Annotated in this window: 3 protein-coding genes; all 3 read left to right on the forward strand. The window is 64.8% G+C overall.

Annotation, left to right across the window (positions count from 1 at the left end; all coding sequences use genetic code 11):
• Positions 1–10,983, forward strand: a complete 10,983-nt coding sequence (locus tag ACM6I6_RS16550) for an amino acid adenylation domain-containing protein (RefSeq protein WP_414920261.1) — start codon at positions 1–3, stop codon at positions 10,981–10,983.
• Complete coding sequence (locus ACM6I6_RS16555) at positions 10,983–22,739, forward strand: non-ribosomal peptide synthase/polyketide synthase (RefSeq protein WP_414920262.1); 11,757 nt, start codon at positions 10,983–10,985, stop codon at positions 22,737–22,739. The genes ACM6I6_RS16550 and ACM6I6_RS16555 overlap by 1 nt, the downstream gene beginning before the upstream one ends.
• Before the next feature lie 303 nt (positions 22,740–23,042).
• Positions 23,043–23,999 (forward strand): alpha/beta hydrolase, encoded by a 957-nt coding sequence (locus tag ACM6I6_RS16560; protein WP_274075513.1) that lies wholly within the window; start codon positions 23,043–23,045, stop codon positions 23,997–23,999.
• Positions 24,000–24,037 lie beyond the last annotated feature (38 nt).

The raw sequence follows: 24,037 nt of genomic DNA on the forward strand, positions 1-24,037 counted from the left end.
ATGAATGCTGAAGACTCCTTGAAACTTGCTCGCCGGTTTATCGGGTTGCCCTTGGAAAAGCGCCAGCTGTTCCTTGCGGCCTTGCACAAGGAGGGCGTGGATTTCGCCCGGTTTCCGATTCCGGCCGGGGCCCTTGCCGAGGATCGCCAGGCGCTGTCGTACGCCCAGCGACGCATGTGGTTTCTCTGGCGGCTTGATCCGCAAAGCGGCGCCTACAATTTGCCGGGTGCGGTGCGCCTGACTGGTCGTCTGAACCTGGCGGCGCTGGAACAGGCATTCGCCAGCCTGGTGGCGCGTCACGAAACCTTGCGCACGGTGTTTGCGCCGCAGCCCGACGACAGCCTGCTGCAAGTGCCGGCCACCGCGTCGCTGGTGATCGATCATGTGGACTTCAGCGCCTTGCCGGCTAGCGAGCGCGAGCAGGCCGTGGCCGAGTCCGCCGAGCTGCAATCGGTGCTGCCGTTCGATCTGGGCGTCGGTCCGTTGCTGCGCGTCAGCTTGCTCAAGCTGGCCGAACAGGAACACGTCCTGCTGCTGACCCTGCACCACATCGTGTCCGACGGCTGGTCGATGAACGTGCTGATCGACGAGTTCGTCCGCTGCTACGACGCCTTCGATGCCGGCACGTTACCGCAACTGGCGCCCTTGCCAATCCAGTACAGCGACTACGCCCTGTGGCAACGGCGCTGGCTGGAGGCCGGCGAGCAGGCGCGCCAACTCGACTACTGGCAAGCGCAACTGGGCGACGAGCATCCGGTGCTGGAACTGCCCCTCGATCACCCACGCCCGGCGGTGCCGAGCTACCGCGGCACCCGCTACGAATTCGCCGTCGACGGGCAACTGGCCGAGCAACTGCGGGCCTCCGCGCAGAAGCACAACATCACCCTGTTCATGCTGCTGCTCGGCGCCTTCAACGTGCTGCTGCACCGCTACACCGGGCAGACCGACTTGCGCGTCGGCGTGCCGATCGCCAACCGCAACCGCGCCGAAATCGAAGGGCTGATCGGCTTCTTCGTCAACACCCAGGTGCTGCGCACGCAACTGGACGGGCAGACCCGGGTCGACGAACTGCTGCGGCGCATCAAGGAAACCGCGCTGGGCGCCCAGGCTCACCAGGACCTGCCGTTCGAGCGCCTCGTCGAAGCCTTGAAACTGGAACGCAGCCTCAGCCACACGCCGCTGTTCCAGGTGATGTACAACCATCAGCCGCAGGTCGCGGATATCTCCACAGTCACCACAGCGTCCGGCCTGGCGCTGGGCATGATCGAGTGGCAAGGGCGCACCACGCAGTTCGACCTCACACTGGACACCTATGAAAAGGGCGGCAAGCTCCACGCGGCACTGACTTACGCCAACGACCTGTTCGACGCCGCGACCATCGCGCGCATGGCGCAGCACTGGACACGGTTGCTGCAAGGCATGGTCAGTGATTCGCAGCAGCGCATCAGCGATTTGCCGTTGCTGGAACAGGCCGAGTATCAGCGCATCGTCCACGACTGGAACCGCGCTGATGACAGCGCCCCGCAGGACCTGTGCATTCATCAGATGATCAGCCAGCAAGTGGCTGCAAGCCCTGATGCATTGGCCGTGACCTTTGCGGACAAGCAACTGACCTACAACGAACTCGACCAGCAAGCCAATCGCCTGGCCCACAAACTGATTGAGCTCGGCGTCGGCCCGGAAGTGCGGGTCGGTGTGGCCATGCAGCGTTCCGAGCAACTGTTGGTGGCCTTGCTGGCGGTGCTTAAGGCTGGCGGCGCCTACGTACCGTTGGACCCGGATTACCCGGCCGAGCGCGTCGCCTACATGCTCGAGGACAGTCGCGCGCTCGTGCTGATCACACAGCAGGCCGTCGCCGAATCGTTGAGTGTGAGCGCAGACACTCAAGTCCTGCTGATGGACGAGATCCAGTCGCTCGCCGCCTACCCGCAAAGCGCTCCGGTCACCCGCGTCACCCCGGACAACCTGGCCTACGTGATCTACACCTCCGGTTCCACCGGCAAGCCCAAGGGCGTGGCGATTGCCCATCGTAACGTGATGGCGCTGATCGACTGGTCCGGATCGGTGTACAGCCGCGAGGACATCCAGGGTGTACTGGCGTCGACTTCGGTGTGCTTCGACCTGTCGGTGTGGGAGCTGTTCGTCACCCTGGCCAACGGTGGCTCGCTGATCATCGCCCGCAACGCCCTGGAGTTGCCGCAACTGCTGGCGCGGGATCAGGTACGCCTGATCAACACCGTGCCATCGGCGATCAACGCACTGCAGCGCGACGGGCAGATCCCGTCGAGCGTGCGCATCATCAACCTGGCCGGTGAGCCGCTCAAGCAAAGCCTGGTGGAGGCTCTGTACCAGCACCCGACGGTCGAGCATGTCTACGATCTGTATGGCCCGTCGGAAGACACCACCTATTCCACCTGGACCCGCCGCGAAGCCGGTGGCCACGCCAATATCGGCCGCCCGCTCAAGCACACCGCCAGCTATCTGCTCGATGCCGAACTGCAACCGGTGCCCCAAGGCGTGTGCGCCGAGTTGTACCTGAGCGGCGCGGGCATCACCCGTGGTTACCTGTCACGGCCGAGCCTGACCGCTGAAAAATATGTACCCAATCCGTTTTCCAGCACTGGCGATCGTCTGTATCGCACCGGCGACCTGACGCGCTATCAGGCCGACGGCACCCTGCAATACGTCGGCCGTATCGATCATCAGGTCAAGGTCCGTGGCTTCCGTATCGAGCTGGGGGAAATCGAAGCGCGGCTGTTGCAGCAGGATGGCGTGCGCGAACTGGCGGTGCTGGCCCAGGACGGCGCCAGCGGTCAGCAACTGGTGGCCTACATCGTGCCGAACGATTCGGCGTTGCTGGACGACCTCGACGCGCAAGCGACCCTGCGTGAATCCCTGAAAGCAGCGCTGCGCCAGCACCTGCCGGACTACATGGTCCCGGCGTTCCTGTTGTTCCTCGGACAACTGCCGCTGACCCCCAACGGCAAGCTCGACCGCAAGACCTTGCCAGCGGTGGATGGCAGCCAGCAGCAACGCGAACACGTCCCGCCACGCAGCGAGCTGGAGAAATCCCTCGCCGCGATCTGGCAGGACGTGCTGGCCATCGACAACGTCGGCCTGGAAGACAATTTCTTCGAACTGGGCGGCGATTCCATCGTCTCGATGCAAGTGGTCAGCCGCGCGCGCCAGGCCGGCATCGTGCTCAGCCCCAAGGATCTCTTCCAGCACCAGACCATCCGCAGCCTCGCCCAGGCGGCTCGCAGTGGCGAGCAATCGCAGATCGACCAAGGCCCTGCGGTTGGCGCAGTAGCGTTGGCGCCAGTGCAACAATGGTTCTTCGAACAAAACATCCCCGAGCGTCAGCACTGGAACCAGTCGCTGTTGCTGGTGCCGCGCGAGCCGTTGAACGTCGCAGCGCTGGATCGCGCCCTGGAACAATTGCTGACCCAACACGACAGCCTGCGCCTGCGATATGCACAGGTAGAAAACGCTTGGCAGCAAACCTACGCCGCCCCAACCACGGAATCGGTGCTGTGGCAGCGTCAGGCGCAATCGGTCGAGCAGCTCAACGCTTTGTGCGACGACGCCCAGCGCAGTCTCGACTTGCACAATGGCCCGTTGCTGCGCGCAATGTGGGTGGCGATGGCCGACGGCTCTGAACGTTTGCTGTTGGTGATCCACCACCTGGCGGTGGACGGCGTGTCCTGGCGCGTACTGCTGGAAGATCTGCAGCACTTCTACAACGGCGGCAGCGCGCCGGCCAAAACCAGCACCTATCAGCGTTGGGTCGCGCGCTTGCAGGCGCATATACCAGCCTTCGAGCACAGCCTCGGCCACTGGCAGGCCGAACTGCAACACGCGCCAAAAGACCTGCCGTGCGAGCGCCCGAACGGCGCGCTGGAAAACCGTTTCGAACACAAACTCGAACTCAAGCTCGACACCGAGCGAACCCGCAAGCTACTGCAACAGGCCCCGGCGGCCTACCGTACCCAGGTCAACGACCTGCTGCTGACCGCCCTGGCCCGCACCGTTTGCCGCTGGAGCGGGCAGGGCAGCACGCTGATCCAGCTCGAAGGCCATGGTCGCGAAGACCTGTTCGACGACATCGACCTGACCCGCAGCGTCGGCTGGTTCACCAGCCTGTTCCCGGTCAACCTGACACCCGCCCTTGAGCTCGGCGCATCGATCAAATCCATCAAGGAGCAACTGCGCAAAGTCCCGGACAAAGGCCTGGGCTACGGCGCGATGCGCTACCTCGGCACACCTGAGGTTCGCGCCGAACTGGCGGCGCTGGCGCAACCGCGCATCACCTTCAACTACCTGGGACAGTTCGACCGTCAGTTCGATGAGGGGGCGTTGTTCACCCCGTCCACCGAAGGCAACGGCATGGCTCAGGACCCGGCGGCAACCCTGGGCAATTGGCTGGTGGTCGAAGGTCAGGTCTATGGCGGCGAGCTGTCCCTGAGCTGGGGCTTCAGCCGCGAGATGTTCGACACCGCGACCATCCAGGGTCTGGCCGACGACTACGCGCTGGAGCTCAACGCCTTGATCGATCACTGCTGCTCGCTGCCGGCACCGCAAGCCACACCTTCGGACTTCCCGTTGGCGCGGATCGATCAGGCGCAGCTCGATGCACTGCCAATGAATGTCGCTGCGCTCGAAGACCTGTATCCGCTGTCGCCGATGCAGCAGGGCATGCTCTTTCACACCCTGTACGAGCCGCAAGTCGGCGCCTACATCAGTCAGCTGCGCCTGGACATCGGTGGCCTGGACTGCGAGCGCTTCACCCGCTCCTGGCAGGCCGCGGTCGAGCGTCACGACATCCTGCGCAGCAGCTTCCACTGGCAAGGCCTGGACGTGGCGCACCAGGCGATTGCCCGTCAGGTCGCATTACCACTGCAAGTGCTGGAAGCGACCGATACCGACGCCCTGGCCGATGCCGAACGCGCGCAAGGTTTCGAATTGGGCACGGCACCGCTGTTGCGCTTGAAACTGGTGCGCACCGGCGCTGATACCTGGCACCTGATCTACACCAGCCATCACATCCTGATGGACGGCTGGAGCAACGCGCAGTTGCTCGCCGAAGTCATCCAGCACTATGCCGCCGGGCATGCGCTGCCGGCACCGACGGGGCAGTACCGCGATTACCTGGGCTGGTTGCAGCAACAATCGACGGTCGCTGGCGAACAATTCTGGAAAGCCGCACTGGCACCGCTTGAAGCGCCAACGCTGCTGGCCGAAGCCTTGCGTCCTCCCGTCGGTGGCGCGGGCAGCGAGGAATGTCGCGTGACCATCGACCCACGCGCGACCCAGCGTCTGGCCGAGTTCGCCCGGCAGCAGAAAGTCACACTCAACACCGTGCTGCAGGCGGCCTGGAGCCTGTTGTTGCAGCGCTACACCGGCCAGGACTGCGTGGTGTTCGGCGCCACCGTGGCCGGCCGTTCGGCGCCGCTGCCGGGCATCGAAGAGCAGCTCGGGTTGTTCATCAACACCCTGCCGCTGGTGTGCGCGATGAAGCCGGACCAGACCGTCAGCCAGTGGCTCGGCGAGTTGCAAGGCCTGAACCTGGCCATGCGCGAGTTCGAGCATGTGCCGCTGTATGACATTCAGGGCTGGGCGGGGCAGCAGGGCTCGGCATTGTTCGACAGTTTGCTGGTGTTCGAAAACTTCCCCGTTGCCCAGGCGCTGAAGCAGGGCGCACCGGCGGGGTTGTCGTTCGGCAATTTGCATAACCACGAGCGCACCCACTATCCACTGACGCTTGGCGTCGAGTTGGGCGAAGCCCTGAGCCTGGATTTCAGCTACGACGCTGCGCGCTTCAGTGCCGCTCAAGTCGCTCAACTGTCGGCCAATTTGCAGCATCTGCTGACGCAATTGGTGGCTTCACCAGACGCGGCGCTGGGTGCGCTGGAACTGCTCGATGCCGAAGGCAAGAACGCGGTACTCGCCATCAGCCAACCGGCCACGGTTGAGTTATCCACAGTGCTTCTGGTCCATGAACGCATCGCCGCTCAAGCCGCCGCGACTCCGGATGCACTGGCGTTGCAGGTCGACGGCCGGAGCCTGAGCTACGGCGAACTCAATGCCCAGGCCAACCGCCTGGCCCATCGCCTGATCGACAATGGCGCAGGCCCCGGCAAGCGTGTCGGCCTGGCGCTGCGTCGTGGCCCGCAGTTGATCGTCAGCCTGCTGGCGGTGCTGAAAAGCGGCGCGGCCTATGTGCCGCTGGACCCGAAATACCCGGCTGAACGCCTGGCTTACATGATCGACGACAGCCGCCTCGACGTGCTGCTGAGCGAGTCCGGCTTGCTGGAAGACCTGCCGTTGCCGACGGGGCTGGTAGGCCTGCGCCTCGACGACAGCGCCGGTTATCCACAAGGCAATCCGCAGAACCACGCGGTCGCCGCAGACCTGGCCTACATCATCTACACCTCCGGCTCCACCGGCCAACCCAAAGGCGTGGCCATCGCCCACGACGCTTTACGCGAGTTCTGCCAGACCGCCGCCGATTATTCGAGGTTGACGAAAGAAGATCGCGTACTGCAATTCGCCACCTTCAGCTTCGACGGCTTCGTCGAGCAATGCTTCCCGACCCTGTGCGTCGGCGCGGCACTGATCATGCGTGGCGATGACCTGTGGGACGCCGGTCGACTGGCTGCACAGATCGTCGAGCAAGGTGTGACCGTGGCCGACTTGCCCGCCGCCTACTGGTTCCTGCTGGCCGGTGAATGTGCCAGCGGTGCGGTGCGTAACTTTGGCGCTCTGCGTCAGGTGCACGTCGGCGGCGAGGCCATGTCGGTAGAAGGACTGCGCCTGTGGCATCAGGCTGGTCTGGGTCACGTGCGCCTGCTCAACACCTACGGGCCGACCGAAGCGACGGTGGTGTCCAGCGTGCATGAGTGCCGCCTGGAGGATGCCAGCGATGCGTTCGGCATTCCGATCGGTCGCGCCATTCCCGGCCGCGCACTGTATGTGCTGGATGCAGCCGGCCAGTTGCTGCCCGCCGATGGCGTTGGCGAGTTGTGCATCGGCGCGCCGGCCTGCCTGGCGCAAAGTTATTTCGACCGTCCGGCGCTGACCGCCGAACGATTCCTCCCGGACCCGTTCGCCCGCGAACCGGGCGCGCGCCTGTACCGCAGCGGCGATTTGGCGCGCTACAACGCCAGCGGTGACCTGGAATACGTCGGGCGCATCGACCATCAGGTGAAAATTCGCGGTTTCCGCATCGAGATGGGCGAGATCGAAGCCTGTCTGCAAGCCCGGTACGAGGTACGCGAAGCGGCGGTCATCGCCCAGGATGGCACGCAACTGGTGGCGTACATCGTCGCCAGCGGCGCGGTGGTTTCCGAGGCCGACTATCTGGAAGGGCTCAAGGCCGTCATGCGCCAGTCGCTGCCGGAATACATGGTGCCGAGCCATCTGATCATGCTGGCGAAATTGCCGCTCAACAACAACGGCAAACTCGACCGCAAGGCCTTGCCGCGTGTTGAGGCCGGCGCTGCACAACGTGCCTTCATTGCCCCGGCCGAAGGCCTGGAAACGCAACTGGCGCAGGTCTGGCAGGACGTGTTGCAGGTCGAGCAGGTAAGTCGCGACGACAACTTCTTCGAGTTGGGCGGCCATTCGTTGCTGGTGCTGCAAGTGATCTCGCGGGTTCGCCAGCAACTGAACATCGAACTGTCGGTGAGCAGCCTGTTCTCCGCCACGAATCTGGCGGAATTTGCCGAGCGTGCAGTGCTTGCCGAAACCAGCGCTCAGCCGACCTTGCAACGTGCAGCCGATGATCAGGCGCCGATTCTGTCCTACGCCCAACAGCGCCAGTGGATTCTCTGGCAACTGGACCCACAGAGCAGCGCCTACAACATTCCGGCGGCCTTGCGCCTCAAGGGACCACTGAACCGCCAGGCCCTGCGCGAAGCCTTCCTGCAATTGCAGGCCCGGCACCAGACCCTGCGCACCACCTTCGAACAGGACGGTCAGCAGGCGCGTCCATTGCTGCGCACGGAACTGGCGTTGCACTTCAGCGAACGGCAGCTCAATGAGTCGTCGGTCGAAGCCGCCGTTGCCGAAGAAATCGCCCGACCGTTCGACCTGCGCAACGGTCCGTTGTGGCGCGCATTGCTGCTGCAGGTCGGCGCCGAGGAGCATGTGCTGGTGCTCACCGTGCACCACATCGCCGCCGATGGCTGGTCGATGCAGGTCATGGTCGATGAATTCAGCGCGTTGTATCAGGCGGCTGTCGAAGGCAGTGCAGCCAACCTCTCGAGCCTGCCGGTGAACTACAGCGACTACGCTCGTTGGCAGCGCGACTGGCTGGAAGCCGGCGAGGGCGCGCGGCAACTGGCGTGGTGGCGCGAACAACTGGCGGGCAGCCAGGCGCCGCTGGAATTGCCGAGTGAACTGACCCGTCCGGCTCGCCGCAGCGAACGCGGCGCCAGTCTGACGCTGAACGTCGATCGCCCACTGCTGGCCGGTTTGCGCGAGCGCGCACAGCACCAGCAAGTGACGCTGTTCATGCTGTTGCTGGCCAGTTTCCAGACCTTGCTGCACCGCCAGAGCGGGCAGTCGAGCATCAGCGTCGGCGTGCCGAGCGCCGGCCGTTCGCGCCTGGAAACCGAAGGCCTGATCGGCTTCTTCATCAATACCCAGGTGCTGCGCGCCGAGATCGACGGGCAGCAATCGTTCAGTGCGTTGCTGCAACAGGTCAAGCAGGTCGCGCTCGACGCCCAGGTGCATCAGGACCTGCCGTTCGAGCAACTGGTGGATGCCCTGCAACCGGATCGCAGCCTCAATCACAGCCCCTTGTTCCAGGTGCTCTACAACCACCAGCAGCAGATGGGGGCGAGTGTCGAGCGCGAGGTCGCCGGCCTGCAGGTGGAGCGTTTGCACTGGCAGCAACACACCGCGCAGTTCGACCTGGTGCTCGATACCCAGGAGCAGGGCGACACGCTGGCCGCCAGCCTCAGCTACGCCACCGACCTGTACGACGAGGCCTCGATGCAGCGCTTCGCCGAGCAGTGGCTGAACCTGTTGCGCGCGGTGGTTGCCGATCCGCAGCAGCGTGTCGCTGAACTGCCGTTGCTGCAAGCGCCGCAACAGCAGGCGTTGATCCAGCACTGGAACCCGGCGTTCGAGGCGCAAGCGCCATCGCCAACTCTGCATCAGCTGTTCGAAGCCCAGGCCGCGCAACGCCCGGACGCCATCGCACTGTCCTGTGAAGGCGAGCAGCTGAGCTACGCGGCGCTCAACGCCCAGGCCAACCGCCTGGCGCGCAAACTGCGTGAGCAGGGTGTCGGCCCCGAAGTGCGGGTGGGTATCGCTACCGAGCGGGCGGTGCCGCTGGTGGTCGGTTTGCTGGCGATTCTCAAGGCCGGTGGCGCCTACGTGCCGCTCGATCCGCAATACCCGGCCGAGCGCCTGAGCTACATGATCGATGACAGTGGCATCGCGTTGCTGTTGACCCAGGCTCACCTGATCGATGGCTTGCCGGACCGCGACGGCGTGCAGGTCCTTGACCTGGCGGCGTTGCAACTGGACGCCTACAGCGACGACAACCTGGCGCCGTTGGCGACCCCGGACAATCTCGCCTACGTGATCTACACCTCCGGCTCCACCGGCCGGCCAAAGGGCGCCTTGCTCAGCCATGGCAACGTCGGGCGCCTGCTCACCGCCACCGCGGCCGAGTTCAACTTCGGCGCAGACGATGTCTGGACCCTGTTCCACTCCTATGCCTTCGATTTCTCGGTGTGGGAGCTGTTTGGCTCGCTGTGCACCGGCGGGCGCCTGGTGATCGTGCCGTATTACATCAGCCGCGAGCCCCAGGAGTTCCACCGCCTGCTTTGCGATGAAGGGGTGACGGTGTTGAACCAGACCCCGACGGCCTTCCGCCAGTTGCTGCCGATCGCCTGCGCCAGCCCGCGCCAACTGGCGTTGCGCCAGGTGATTTTCGGTGGCGAAGCCCTGGAAGTGGCCAGCCTGCGTCCCTGGTTCGAACGCTTTGGCGACCAGCAACCGACCCTGGTCAACATGTACGGCATCACCGAAACCACGGTGCACGTGACCTACCGCGCGATCCGCCTGGCCGACCTCGACGGCAAGGCCCAGAGCCCGATCGGCCTGCCGATCCGCGACCTGCGCTGGTACCTGCTCGACAGCCAGTTGCAACCGGTGCCGGTGGGCGTGGCGGGGGAGTTGTACATCGCCGGCGCCGGCCTCGCACGGGGTTACCACGGGCGTTTCGGCCTGACCGCCGAGCGTTTTGTGCCCAGCCCGTTCGATGCCGCGCAACGCCTGTATCGCAGCGGCGACCTGGCGCGCCAGCGCGCCGACGGCAGCATCGACTACCTGGGGCGCATCGACCAACAGGTGAAGATCCGCGGGTTCCGCATCGAACTGGGCGAGATCGAAGCCGCGCTGCTGGCGCAACCGGGCGTGCGCCAGGCGGTGCTGAGCGTGCATGCCGGCGACAGCGGGCCACACCTGTGCGCCTACGTCGTCGCCGAGCAAACCCCGCACGATCCGATCAGCTGGCGCGACAACCTGCGCGCCGCGCTCAAGGTCGACCTGCCGGACTACATGGTGCCCAGCCACTGGCTATTGCTCGATGCCTTGCCGCTGACCAGCAACGGCAAGCTCGATCGCAAGGCCTTGCCGCTACCGGATGCCGAGGACTGGCAACGACCGTTCGAGGCCCCCGAGGGCGAGCTCGAACAGCAACTGGCAGCGATCTGGGCCGAGGTGCTGGGCGTGGCGCAGATCGGCCGGCGCGACAACTTCTTTGAATTGGGCGGGCATTCGCTGCTCGCCGCCCAGGCCAGTGCCCGAGTGGAACTGGAACTGGGCATCGAGCTGCCGCTGCGCGCGCTGTTCGAAAGCAACGACCTTCAGGCTTATGCCGCCACCGCCGGGCAACAAGCCCCGACCGACAACGATGCCCGTCTGGATGCGCTTGAGTCGCTGCTGGACGAGATGGAGATCAACTGATGGAACACAGCACCGCCTCGCGTATCGCCACCCGCTTCGCTGGCCTGCCTGCCGACAAGCGCCGCGAGTTTCTGACAAAGATGCAGGAGCAGGGCGTGAGCTTCGGCCAACTGCCGATCCCGCCTGCCGCCGCGCTGCAATCGTCGTTCGAGCTGTCCTATGCGCAGCAGCGCCAGTGGTTCCTCTGGCAGCTCGACCCGCAGAGCAGTGCCTACAACATTCCCGCGGCCCTGCGTCTCCAAGGCCCGCTGAATGTCGCGGCGTTGCAGCAGAGTTTCGATGTTTTGCTGGAGCGGCATCAGAGCCTGCGCAGCCAATTTGTCGAGGACGACGGCCAAGTGCTGCAGACCTTGGCCACGTTCACCACGCTACCCATCGAGCAGCACGACCTGCGCGGCGAGCCCGAGGCCCAGCGCCTCGAATTGGCGATGCAAAAAGTCGAGCAGGAAATCGCCCGACCGTTCGATCTGCAACACGGCCCGCTGTTGCGCGTCAGCCTGTTGCAGCTGGATTTTAATGACCATGTGCTGGTGCTGACCCTGCACCACATCGTCACCGACGGCTGGTCGATGGGCGTGTTGGTGGAGGAGTTTTCCCAGCTGTATGCCGCCCATTGCCAGGGCCGCAGCGCCGAGCTGCAAGCGTTGCCGATCGAGTATTCGGACTACGCTGCGTGGCAGCGACGCTGGATGGAAGCCGGCGAGCTTGAACGCCAACTCGATTGGTGGCGTGGCCAACTCGGCAGCGAACAGCCGCTGCTGGAATTGCCGACCGATCGCCCGCGTCCTGCGCAACCGAGCCAGCGCGGTGCGCGTCTGGATTTCGCCCTGGACGCCACGCTCTCATCCGGCCTGATGGCCCTGGCCAAACAGCGCGGCGTCACGCCGTTCATGCTGTTGCTGGCCAGTTTCCAGGCCTTGCTCTATCGCTACAGCGGTCAGGCCGACCTGCGCATCGGCGTGCCGATCGGCAACCGCAATCGCGCCGAGACCCGTGGCCTGATCGGCTTCTTCGTCAACACCCAGGTGATGCGCGCCGAACTCGACGGGCGCCTGCCGTTCACTCAACTGCTTGACCAGACCCGCGCCTTTGCCCTGGATGCCCAGGATTATCAGGACCTTCCGTTCGAGCGCCTGGTGCAGGCGCTGCAAGGCGAGCGCAGCCTCAGCCACAACCCGCTGTTCCAGGTGATGTTCAACCACCAGCAGGCCAAGCCCGCCGCCGTCAGCGGCTTGCTGGCCGGCCTGCGTGTGGAGGCGTTGAACGCCACGGCGCACACCACGCAATTCGATCTGCAACTGGACACCCAGGAACAGGGCGACCAACTGTTCGCCAGCCTGACCTACGCCACCGACCTGTTCGATGCCGAGCGCATCGAGCACCTGGCCCGGCATTGGCGCAACCTGCTGGCCGGGGTGCTGGCCAACCCGCAAACGCCGCTGGCTGAATTGCCGTTGCTGGAGGCCGACGAGCGCCTGCGCATGCTCGACGACCTCAACGACACCGCTCAGGTCTATCCGGGTGAAGTCTGTGTACAACGGCATTTCGAAGCACGGGTGCTGGAAAATCCTCAGGCGACGGCGCTGGTGTTCCAGGGCCAGGCCTTGAGCTACGCCGAGTTGAACCTGCGCGCCAACCGCCTGGCCCACCACTTGCGCACCCAGGGTGTCGGCCCGGAAGTGATCGTCGGCATCGCCTGCGACCGTTCGCTGGAAATGGTCGTCGGCCTGCTGGCGATCCTCAAGGCCGGCGGTGCCTACGTGCCACTGGATCCGGAATACCCGCTCGATCGCTTGAGCTACATGATCGAAGACAGCGGCATAACACTGCTGCTGACCCAGGAACACCTGCTGGCGCAACTGCCGACGCCGGACACCGTGCGCACCCTGTGCCTGCACGCCGATGCCGACTGGTTGAGCGACTTGCCAGGCAGCGATCTGCCGAACCTGGCGGTGGCGGAAAACCTCGCCTACATGATCTACACTTCCGGTTCCACCGGCAAACCCAAGGGCGCCGGCAACCGCCACGTGGCGCTGCACAACCGTATCGAGTGGATGCAGGCCGCCTATGACTTGCGGCCCACGGACCGCGTGCTGCAGAAAACCCCGTTCAGTTTTGACGTGTCGGTGTGGGAGTTTTTCTGGCCGCTGATGAAAGGCGCCACCCTGGTGATCGCCGCCCCGGGTGAGCATCGCGATCCGCAACGCCTCGCCGCGCTGATCGTCGAGCAGGCGATCACCACGCTGCACTTCGTGCCGTCGATGCTCTCGGCGTTCATTGCTGCCGACGAAGCCTTGGCCTGCACTTCCCTGACCCGCATCATCTGCAGCGGCGAAGCGCTGCCGATGGAGCTGCAACGCCAGACCCTGCGCAGCCTGCCGCAGGCCAACCTGTACAACCTGTATGGCCCGACCGAAGCGGCCATCGACGTGACCCACTGGACCTGTGTAGAAGAGGGCCGCGACAGCGTGCCGATCGGCCGACCGATCGCCAACCTGCGCACCTTTATCCTCGACAGCGAATTGCAACCCCTGCCGCTGGGCGCGGTGGGTGAGTTGTACCTCGGTGGCGTCGGCCTGGCGCGGGGTTATCACCGCCGTGGTGCGCTGACCGCCGAGCGTTTCGTGGTCGACCCGTTCGGCAGCGGCGAGCGCCTGTACCGCACCGGTGACCTGGCGCGCTACCGCGCCGATGGCGCCATCGACTACTGCGGGCGGATCGACCACCAGGTGAAGATTCGCGGCCTGCGCATCGAACTGGGGGAGATCGAAGCGCGCCTGCAAGAACATGCCGACGTGCAGGAAGCCGTGGTGCTGGCCCTGGACAGCCCGAGCGGCAAGCAACTGGTGGCCTACATCGTGCCGCAGGATCGTGCGTTGCTAGACGCCGATGCGGCGCAGCAGGGCGCCTGGCGCGAAACCCTGAAAAGCCATCTGCTCTGCAGCCTGCCGGACTACATGGTGCCGACGCAAACCGTGCTGATCGAACAGATGCCACTGAGCCCCAACGGCAAACTCGAGCGCAAGCGCCTGCCGGCACCGACCGCGCAGGTCAGCCAGCGTGCATTCGAAGCGCCACGCAGTGAACACGAGCGCGTGCTGGCGCAGATCTGGCAGGACGTGCTGGGCGTGGAGCCGGTCGGGCGCCAGGATAACTTCTTCGAACTGGGCGGTGACTCGATCATTTCGATCCAGGTGGTCAGCCGCGCCCGACGTGCCGGCCTGAGCCTGCAACCGCGCGACCTGTTCCAGCAGCAGACCCTGCAAGCGCTGGCCGCAGTGGTGAAAGAGCAGGCCGCCCCGGTGGCGCAACAAGGTCCGGTAGACGGCGTGCAAACCCTCACGCCGATCCAGCGCTGGTTCTTCGAAGAACCCATCCCGCAACGTGCGCACTGGAACCAGGCGGTGTTGCTGACGCCGCGCCAAACCCTTGAGCTGCCGCGCCTGCAAGGTGCCCTGCAACGAGTACTCAAGCAGCACGATGCCCTGCGCTTGCGTTTCAGTCAGGTCGACGGCCTATGGTCGGCGCGCTATGTCGGTGCCGACAGTGCCGATGTCATCGACATGCTCTGGACCGCCCGCGTCGCCAGCGATGCGTCGCTCGAATCGGTGTGCGACGAAGCCCAGCGCAGCCTCAGCCTGCAAGACGGGCCGCTGCTGCGCGTGGCGCTGATCGCCCAGGCTGACGGCTCGCAACGCTTGTTGTTGGTGATCCACCACTTGGCGGTGGACGGTGTTTCGTGGCGGGTGTTGCTGGAAGATTTGCAGGCCGCGTATCAAGGTGAGGAACTGCCGCCGAAGACCAGCGCCTTCCAGGCTTGGGCAGAAAAACTCGATACCTACGCACGCTGCGAAACCGCCGCCGACGAACTGAGCTGGTGGCAGGCTCAACTGACTGGCGCCAGCGATTCGCTGCCAGCAGCCAACACGCAAGCCAGTCAGGCCGGGCATCTGCGCCAGGGCGTGAGCATCGGTCTGGACCGCGAACAAACCCGTCAGCTGTTGCAACAGGCTCCGGCGATCTACCGCACCCAGGTCAACGACCTGCTGCTCACCGCGCTGACTCGCACACTCAGCCGCTGGACCGGTCACGAATCAGCGCTGATCCAGCTCGAAGGCCATGGCCGCGAAGAGCTGTTCGACGACATCGACCTGACCCGCACCGTGGGTTGGTTCTCCAGCCTGTTCCCGGTGCGCCTGACGCCGACTGCCGACATCGGCGGCTCGATCAAGGCGATCAAGCAGCAACTGCGGGACATCCCCGGCAAAGGCCTGGGCTATGGGTTTTTGCGCTACATGGGCGATGCCACTGCCCAAGCGGCTTTGGCTGCATTGCCGCAAGCACGGGTGACCTTCAACTACCTCGGCCAGTTCGACCAGAGCTTTGACGAGGACGCGCTGTTCACGCCTTCAAGTGAGTCCAGCGGAGCTGCGCAATCGGCGGACGCACCCTTGGCGAACTGGTTGTCAGTGGACGGACAAGTTTATGGCGGAGAACTGAAACTCGACTGGACCTTCAGCCGCGAATGCTTCGACCGGCGCGAAATCGAGGCCCTGGCGAACGATTTCCGCGCTGAACTGCTGGCGCTGATCGAGCATTGCCTGAGCGAGGGCGCGGGCGGCGTGACCCCGGCGGACTTCCCGCTGGCGCGACTGACCCAGGCGCAACTCGATGGCCTGCCAGTGCCGCCGGCGCAGATCGAAGATGTGTATCCGCTGTCGCCGATGCAGGCCGGTTTGTTGTTCCACAGCCTGTACGAGTCGGATTCCGGCGCCTACGTGAACCAGCTCAGCGTCGAGGCTCGTGGTCTCGATGCCGAACGCCTCGGTCGCGCCTGGCAAGCGGTGCTCGACAGCCACGCGATCCTGCGCAGCAGCTTCCACTTCCCCGAAGGTTTCGAGGCACCGGTGCAACTGGTCCATCGTCATCTGCAATTGCCGATGACCTGCCTCGACTGGCGCGGCCGCGATGATCAGGCCGAGGCGCTGGCGCAACTGATCGCCAGCGAACGCCTGCAACTGGATTCGACCCGGGCGCCACTGATACGCCTGACCCTGGTGCGCCTGGACGACGAGCGTCAGCAACTGATCTACACCCACCATCACCTGTTGCTCGACGGCTGGAGTAACTCGCTGCTGCTGAGCGAAGTCCTGCAGCGTTATGCGGGGCAGGAGGTTCAGGCGCCGACCGGGCGCTTCGCCGACTACATCGGTTGGCTGCAACGCCAGGACGCGCAAGCTGACGAACTGTTCTGGCGCGAGCAACTGGCATCCCTCGACAACCCGACGTTGTTGGCCCAGAGCCTCGCCAATGTCGACAGCAAGGTGGACGCAGGCTTTGCCGACCACCGCCAGACCTTCGACGTCGCCACCAGCAAGCGCTTCAGCGACTTCGCCCGGCAGCAAAAAGTGACCCTCAACACCCTGGTGCAAGGCGCCTGGGCACTGCTGTTGCAACGCTACAGCGGCCAACGCAGCGTAGCGTTCGGCGCCACCGTGGCCGGTCGCCCGGTGGATTTGCCTGGGGCCGAAAGCCAGCTCGGCCTGTTCATCAACACTTTGCCGGTGATCAGCAGCCCGGATGCTCTCGAAAGCGTCGGGCAATGGCTGACGCGCTTGCAGGCGCAAAACCTCGAGCTGCGCGAGCATGAATTCACCGCCCTGGGTGACATTCAGCGTTGGGCCGGGCGCGCCGGCGAACCGCTGTTCGACAGCCTGCTCGTGTTCGAAAACTTCCCGGTGGCCGAAGCCTTGCAACAGGGCGCACCGGCCGGGTTGAGCTTCTCGATTCCGCAGAACCATGAGCGCACCAACTTCCCGCTGACCCTGGCGGCCACCGCTGAGAGCCAGCTCAGCCTGAACTGGAGCTACCAGTGCAGCCATTTCAGCAGCACTGCCATTGCGCGCATGAGCGAACATCTGGCCGCATTGTTGGCTGCGATGGTCGCTGCGCCTCAGGCCGCTTTGAGTGAGCTGGACCTGCTGACTGCGCCAGAACGCACCCAGCAATTGCTGGAATGGAACCCGCCGTTCAGCGCGCAGGAAAACCCGCTGTGCGTGCATCAACTGATCGAGGCCCAGGCCGTTATCCGGCCTGACGCCACGGCGTTGATCTTCAACGAACTGGAGCTGAGCTTCGACCAGCTCAATCGCCGCGCCAACCGCCTGGCCCACCACTTGCGCGGGCGCGGCATCGGCCCGGAAGTGCGGGTCGGCCTGGCCATGCAACGCTCGCCGGAGATGATCGTCGGCCTGCTGGCGATCCTCAAGGCCGGCGGCGCCTACGTGCCGCTGGACCCGGCCTACCCGGCGGAGCGCCTGCGCTACCTGATGGACGACAGCGGCATTTCCCTGCTGATCAGCCAGTCCTGGCTGCGGGAAAAACTGCCATTGCCCGAAGGCCTGGCGGTGCTGGAAATCGACCGCGAGCCGCTGGAATTCATGGCGGACAGCGACCCGGTCAACCTGACCTGCGGCGAAAACCTCGCCTACCTGATCTACACCTCCGGTTCCACCGGCCGGCCGAAAGGCGTCAGCGTGGCCCACGGTCCGCTGGCCATGCATTGCCTGTCGATCGGCGAGTTGTACGGCATGACCCCGGACGACCGCGAACTGCAATTCGCCTCGATCAGCTTCGACGGCGCCCACGAGCGCTGGCTGACGCCGCTGGTGTTCGGTTCGGCGGTGATGCCCCGCGACGACGAGTTGTGGAGCGTGGAGCGCACCTGCGCCGAGATCGAAAAACACGACATCACCATCGCCTGCTTCACCCCGAGTTACCTGGCGCAGATCGCCGACTACATGGGCGAAGCCGGGCGCGATCTGCCGATCCGTTCCTACACCCCGTGCGGTGAGGGGATGGCCAAGCATGCCTTCGACGAAGTGCAGCAGGTGCTGCAACCCAAGCGCCTGATCAATGGCTATGGCCCGACCGAAACGGTGATCACGCCGCTGATCTGGCTGGCCTATCCGGATACCGAGTTCGATTCGGCGTTCATGCCGATCGGCCGGCCGGTGGGCAACCGCAGCGCCTACATTCTCGACGGCGGCTTGCAGCCGTTGCCGGTCGGCGTGGCGGGTGAGTTGTACCTGGGCGGCGAGGGCGTTGCCCGGGGTTATCACCAACGTCCTGACCTCACCGCCGAGCGTTTCGTACCGGACCCTTTCGTGCCAGGGGCGCGCCTGTACCGCAGTGGCGACCTGGCGCGGTTCCGTGCCGATGGCGTGGTCGAATACCTCGGCCGTATCGACCAGCAAGTGAAGATTCGCGGCTTCCGTATCGAGCTGGGCGAAATCGAAGCCTGCCTGATGGAGCACGAAGGCGTGCGTGAAGCCTTCGTCATCGACCGCGAAGGTCCGGTGAGCCGTCAACTGGTCGGCTACGTGGTGCCGCGCGATCCGCTGGCCAACGAGCAGGACCTGCATGAAGCACTGACCGCACACCTGCGCAGCCGTCTGCCGGCGCACATGTTGCCGGCGCACTTGATGTGCCTGGCGGCATTGCCGCTGACGCCGAACGGCAAGCTCGATCGTCAGGGCCTGCCGGCACCGGAGGCATCACGTCAGAGCCTCGACCAGGTGGCCGCCGCGTCGCCGGCCGAAGCACTGCTGGTGGAGATCTGGCAGGAGCTGCTGGGCCTGGACTCGGTGGGCGTCACCGAAAACTTCTTTGAACTGGGCGGTGACTCGATCATCTCGCTGCAGGCGGTGAGCCGTGCCGGGCAGCGTGGACTGGTGTTCAGTCCCAAGCAGTTGTTCGAACAGCAGACCATTCGTGCACTGGCCGCGGTGGCGAGCCGTGATGAAGCGGCGTTGGTCGAAGCGCCGGCAGTCGAGGCGTTTGCCTTGGTGCCGCACATCGATCTCGCCGCCCGCGATGGCTTGCAAGACCTGTATCCGCTGTCGCCGATGCAACAGGGCATGCTGTTCCATTGCCTCGAATCGCCGCAGCTCAACCCCTACGTCAACCAGTTGAGCGTGGCGGTTGACGGCTTGCAGGTGCCGCGATTCCGCGCAGCCTGGCAAGCCTTGATCGAACGTCATGAAGTACTGCGCGCCGCCTTCCGCTGGCGCGATGGCTTGGCCGATCCGCTGCAGGCGGTGTTTGCCAGCGTCGAGTTGCCCATCGAAGAACTCGACTGGCGTGAGCGCAGCGACACCGAGCAGGCGCTGAGTGAACTGGCGGCCGCCGAACAGGCCAAGGGTTTCGACCTGAGCTGCCCGCCGCTGATGCGCTTTGTGCTGGTGCGCCTGGGTGAAGATCGCTACCAAATGATCTGGATCTACCATCACCTGCTGCTGGACGGCTGGAGCGCTTCGCGCCTGCTGGGCGAAATGCTGCGCCTGTACCACCACACCAGCCTGCCGGCGCTGACCGGACGTTACGCCGACTACATCGCCTGGCTGCAACGCCAGGACGAGGCACAGGCAGAAAGCTTCTGGCGTGAGCGCCTGGCGTCGCTCGAGGCACCGACCATCCTGGCCACGGCATCGGGTGCCACAGGCTCCGGCCACGGCGTGATGTACAGCGACCTCGACGCCCAGGCGACACGCAAGCTGCACAGCTTCGCCAAGCGTCAGCGCGTCACCCTCAACACTTTGGTGCAAGGCGCCTGGCTGTTGTTGCTGCAACGCCACAGCGGCCAACGCAGCGTGGCGTTCGGCGCCACGGTGGCGGGGCGGCCGACGGGGCTGGCCGGTGCGCAGGACATGCTCGGCCTGTTCATCAACACCTTACCGGTGATCCAGACCCTCGACCCGCAACAGCCGCTGGGCGAGTGGCTGCGTGACCTGCAGGATTACAACCTGGCCGTGCGCGACTACGAACACACGCCCTTGTCCGACGTCCAGCGCTGGGCCGGGCAGGGTGGCCAGGGTCTGTTCGACAGCATCATCGTGTTCGAAAACCATCCGGTGGACCGTGCCTTGCGCGGTGGCGAGGAAGGCGAGCTGCGCTTTGCCGAAGTCGGCAGCGGCGGCGTCACCAACTTCCCGATGGACCTGATGGTCAGTGCCAACGATCAAGGTCTGGAAGTCGAATACCTGTACCTGCGTGATCGCTTCAGTGAGCAGGAAGTGGAGCGGATTCGTGCGCAGATGGAAGGTTTGCTGCGCGCTCTGCCAGAGGATGCGGACTGCCTGCTGGGCAACATCGGCCTGCCGCAAGCGCGCCTGAGTTTGCCGCAAGCCTCCAGCGACAACGCCGATCTGCTGCACAGCTTCAATCAGCATGTGCGCAACCAGCCGCAGAAAGTGGCCTTGTTCTGCGAGGATCGCGAAGTCAGCTACGCCGATCTTGAAGCCCAGGCCAATGCGCTGGCTCATCAGTTGATCGCCCGCGGCATCGGTGCGGAAAGCATGGTCGCGGTGGCCTTGCCCCGCTCGGAACGCACCATCGTCGCGTTCCTGGCCGTGCTCAAGGCCGGTGCGGCCTATCTGCCACTGGACCTGTCCTACCCGGCCGAGCGCCTGGCCTACATGCTCAGCGATTCGGCCGCCAGCCTGTTGCTGTGCGACAGCGACCTGGGTGATCGCCTGGCCCTGGCCGACAGCCCGCCACGCCTGTTGCTCGATCAACTGAGCGTTGCGGGCAGCCCCCAGTGCCCTGTTGTCGAACCACTGCCGGGTCACCTGGCGTACCTGATCTACACCTCCGGCTCCACCGGCCAACCCAAGGGCGTCGCGGTGGAACGTGGGCCGATTGCCCGGCATTGCCGCGGCATCATCGACCTCTACGAACTGGCGCCACGCAGCCGTGAACTGCACTTCATGTCGTTCGCCTTCGACGGTGCCCAGGAACGCTGGCTGAGTGTGCTGTTGGCCGGCGGCAGCCTGGTGATCCGCGAAGACAACCTGTGGACCCCGGAACACACCCTGGAGGTGCTGCATCGCCACAGCATCAGCGTCGCCTGCTTCCCGCCGGCGTACCTGCAACAGATGGCCGAAGTAGCCGAGCGCCTGGGCAATCCGCCGGCGGTCGAGGTGTACTGCTTTGGCGGCGATGCGGTGCCGGATGCCAGCTTCGAACAGGTCAAGCGCACCTTGCGCCCGCAGCGCCTGGTCAACGGCTACGGCCCGACCGAAACCGTGGTTACACCACTGCTGTGGCGTGCCGAAGCCAGCGAAACCTGCGAGGCGGCCTATGCGCCGATTGGCCGTGGCGTGGCGGGCCGTGGCCTGTACATCCTCGACGCCGACCTCAATCCGTTGCCGGTGGGTGTCAGCGGCGAGTTGTACCTGGGCGGCGAATGCCTGGCGCGGGGTTATCACCAGCGGCCGGGCATGAGCGCCGAGCGCTTCATTCCCGATCCGTTCGAGGCCGGTGGCCGCATGTACCGCACCGGCGACCTGGTGCGCCAGCGCGAATGCGGCTTGATCGACTACCTCGGCCGGCTCGACCAGCAAGTGAAGATCCGTGGTTTCCGTATCGAGCTGGGCGAGATCGAAGCCCGTCTGCGTGACTGCGCCGCTGTGCAGGATGCCGCCGTGGTGGTGCACGACACGCCGACCGGCAAACAGTTGGTCGGTTACGTGGTGGCCGCTGCTGCCACCGGACTGGATCGACGCTTGAAGGCCGATCTGCAAGCGCAGATGCCTGACTACATGGTGCCGGCACGGATCCTGGTGCTGGAGCGCTTCCCGCTGTCGGCCAACGGCAAGCTCGATCGTCGCGCACTGCCTGTGCCGGAATGGGCACTGGGCGGTTACCGCGCGCCGCGCAACGCGCTGGAAAGCGCGCTGGCGACGATCTGGCAAGAGGTGTTGGGGGTGCCGCAAGTGGGCATCGATGACAACTTCTTTGAACTCGGCGGCGACTCATTGCAGGTGCTCAAGGTCATCTCGCGGGTGCGCAGCCAGCCGCAACTGGGCTTCGAATTGAAACTGCGCGACCTGATGCAGAAACCCTGCATCGCCGAACTCAGCGGCTATCAAGTCGCAGAACCTGCACAAGCGCCGGACCCGCTGCTGGCGCTGAATGGCCGGGTCAGCAACGTGCCGGCGCTGTTCTGCCTGCACGCCGGTTTCGGCACGGTGTTCGACTACGAGCCGCTGGCCCGTCGCCTCGAAGGCCGGCGCACGGTGTACGGCCTGCAATGCCGCATGCTGCTCGACCCGCAGTGGCAGGACGAGTCGCTGCTGGCCATGGCCCAGGCCTATGCCCAGCGAATCCGCACACAACAGCCGCAAGGACCGTACTACCTGCTCGGGTGGTCGCTGGGTGGCGCATTGACGCAACTGGTCGCCCATGAACTGGAACGCCAGGGGCAGACGGTGGCGTTCGCCGGGCTGGTCGACACTTATGTGGCGGGGACGGCGGAAGCGGGGGACTGGCGCGAAGACCTGGCGGACTTCCTTAAGTTTGTCCTCGGTCAACCGTCTGTAGAAGCACAGGCCTTGATTGCTTCGAAAACCACAGGCCTGAACGAACGCGAAGGCGCCACCGCAGTGATCGAAGCAGCCATGCACGGCGCCAATGGCCACGCGGCGTTGGGTGCCAGTGAACTGACGCAGATCTTCGCTACCGGTTCGTCGCTCAAACAGCTTGCGCTGTCGCAGCGACAACTACCGAAAATTCAGGTCTCGGCCCATCGCTGGTGGGTAGCCGGACGCGAGGACGAACGCCGGGTGTTCGAAGCCCAGGTCGGCAATCACGGCATTGATCGCTTGTTGGCCGGCGGCCACTACGAGCTGCTACGCAGCGACGAATTGCTCGACGACCTCGAACACCTACTGGAGCGCACCCCAACCACCGCCTGACAACACCGCACCCCTGTAGGAGCTGGCTTGCCAGCGATGGTAGCCAACGATAACGCGTGTTTGTTGGATAAACACACCCCCTGTAGGAGCTGGCTTGCCAGCGATGGTCACCAACGATAACGCGTGTTTGTTGGCTAAAACACGCCCCCTGTGGGAGCTGGCTTGCCAGCGATGGTCGCTAACGATAACGCGTGCTTTCTGGATACACGCGGCGTATTCGAATCCATCGCTGGCAAGCCAGCTCCTACAGGGGACCGCGTTTACTACAAGATTTTCTACTTTCTTGCGTAAAGGATCCCTCCAATGGCCGTACTGCCAGAACTTGAAGCTTTCCTCGAACTCGCCGAGTTCGGCCGCCTGACCGGCAAAAGTCACCCCATGCACGAACAGACCCCGCAAGAGGCACGGATCGACTTCGAAGCCTCCTCAAGCTTCCTCGATACACCGCTGGACAATATCGCCTGCGAAAACTTCACCATCCCCGCCCGCGACGGCCACAGCCTCGCCGCACGCCTGTATCGCAACGGCCAAACCGTCGAAGCCCTGCAACCAGTGATGCTCTATTTCCACGGCGGCGGCTACGTGGTCGGCAGCCTCGACTCCCACGACGCCCTGTGCCGTCGCCTGGCAGCCCAGGGTGGTTTCGCCGTGCTGACCGTCGATTATCGCCTGGCCCCAGAATGGCGCTTCCCGACTCCGGTACAGGACGCCTGCGACGCCGGCAACTGGCTGCTACGCGAAGGCGCAACCCGCCGCCTGGACGCCACACGGGTGGCCCTGGCCGGCGACAGCGTCGGTGCAACACTGGCCACAGTGCTGTCGATCATCTCTGTTCGCGACCCACAGGAACTCGCGCTGAAACCCAAGGCGCAACTGCTGGTTTACCCCGTCACCGACGCCACCACCCACCGCGCCTCACACCGGGATTTTGCCGAGGGCTACCTGCTGGAAACCCCGACCCTGGACTGGTTCTACACCCACTACGCCCGCACCCCCCAGGACCTGGCGGACTGGCGCTGCTCGCCGCTGCTGGCCGAGGATTTGTCGGGTTTGGCCCCGGCACTGGTGTACCTGGCCGGTTATGACCCGTTGCATGACGAAGGGCTTGAGTATGCCGAGCGTTTGCGGGCGGCGGGGAATGAGGTGACGTTGCTGGAGCAGCCGGGTATGACCCATGACTTTCTGCGCATGGCGGGGTTGTTGGGGGAGGTGGAAGGGATTCACGTGGAAGTGGTGGAGTGGGTGCGCTCGCGGCTTTGAGGTGACGTGAGCAGAAGATCAAAAGGCCCATAAAAAAT

Source organism: Pseudomonas sp. IT-P218 (assembly GCF_949767605.1).
GTDB classification, from domain to species: Bacteria; Pseudomonadota; Gammaproteobacteria; order Pseudomonadales; family Pseudomonadaceae; genus Aquipseudomonas; species Aquipseudomonas putida_AE.

Coding starts and splice junctions, on each gene's coding strand:
- ACM6I6_RS16550 (WP_414920261.1), top strand. CDS start 1: ATGAATGCTGAAGACTCCTTGAAACTTGCTCGCCGGTTTATCGGGTTG.
- ACM6I6_RS16555 (WP_414920262.1), top strand. CDS start 10,983: ATGGAACACAGCACCGCCTCGCGTATCGCCACCCGCTTCGCTGGCCTG.
- ACM6I6_RS16560 (WP_274075513.1), top strand. CDS start 23,043: ATGGCCGTACTGCCAGAACTTGAAGCTTTCCTCGAACTCGCCGAGTTC.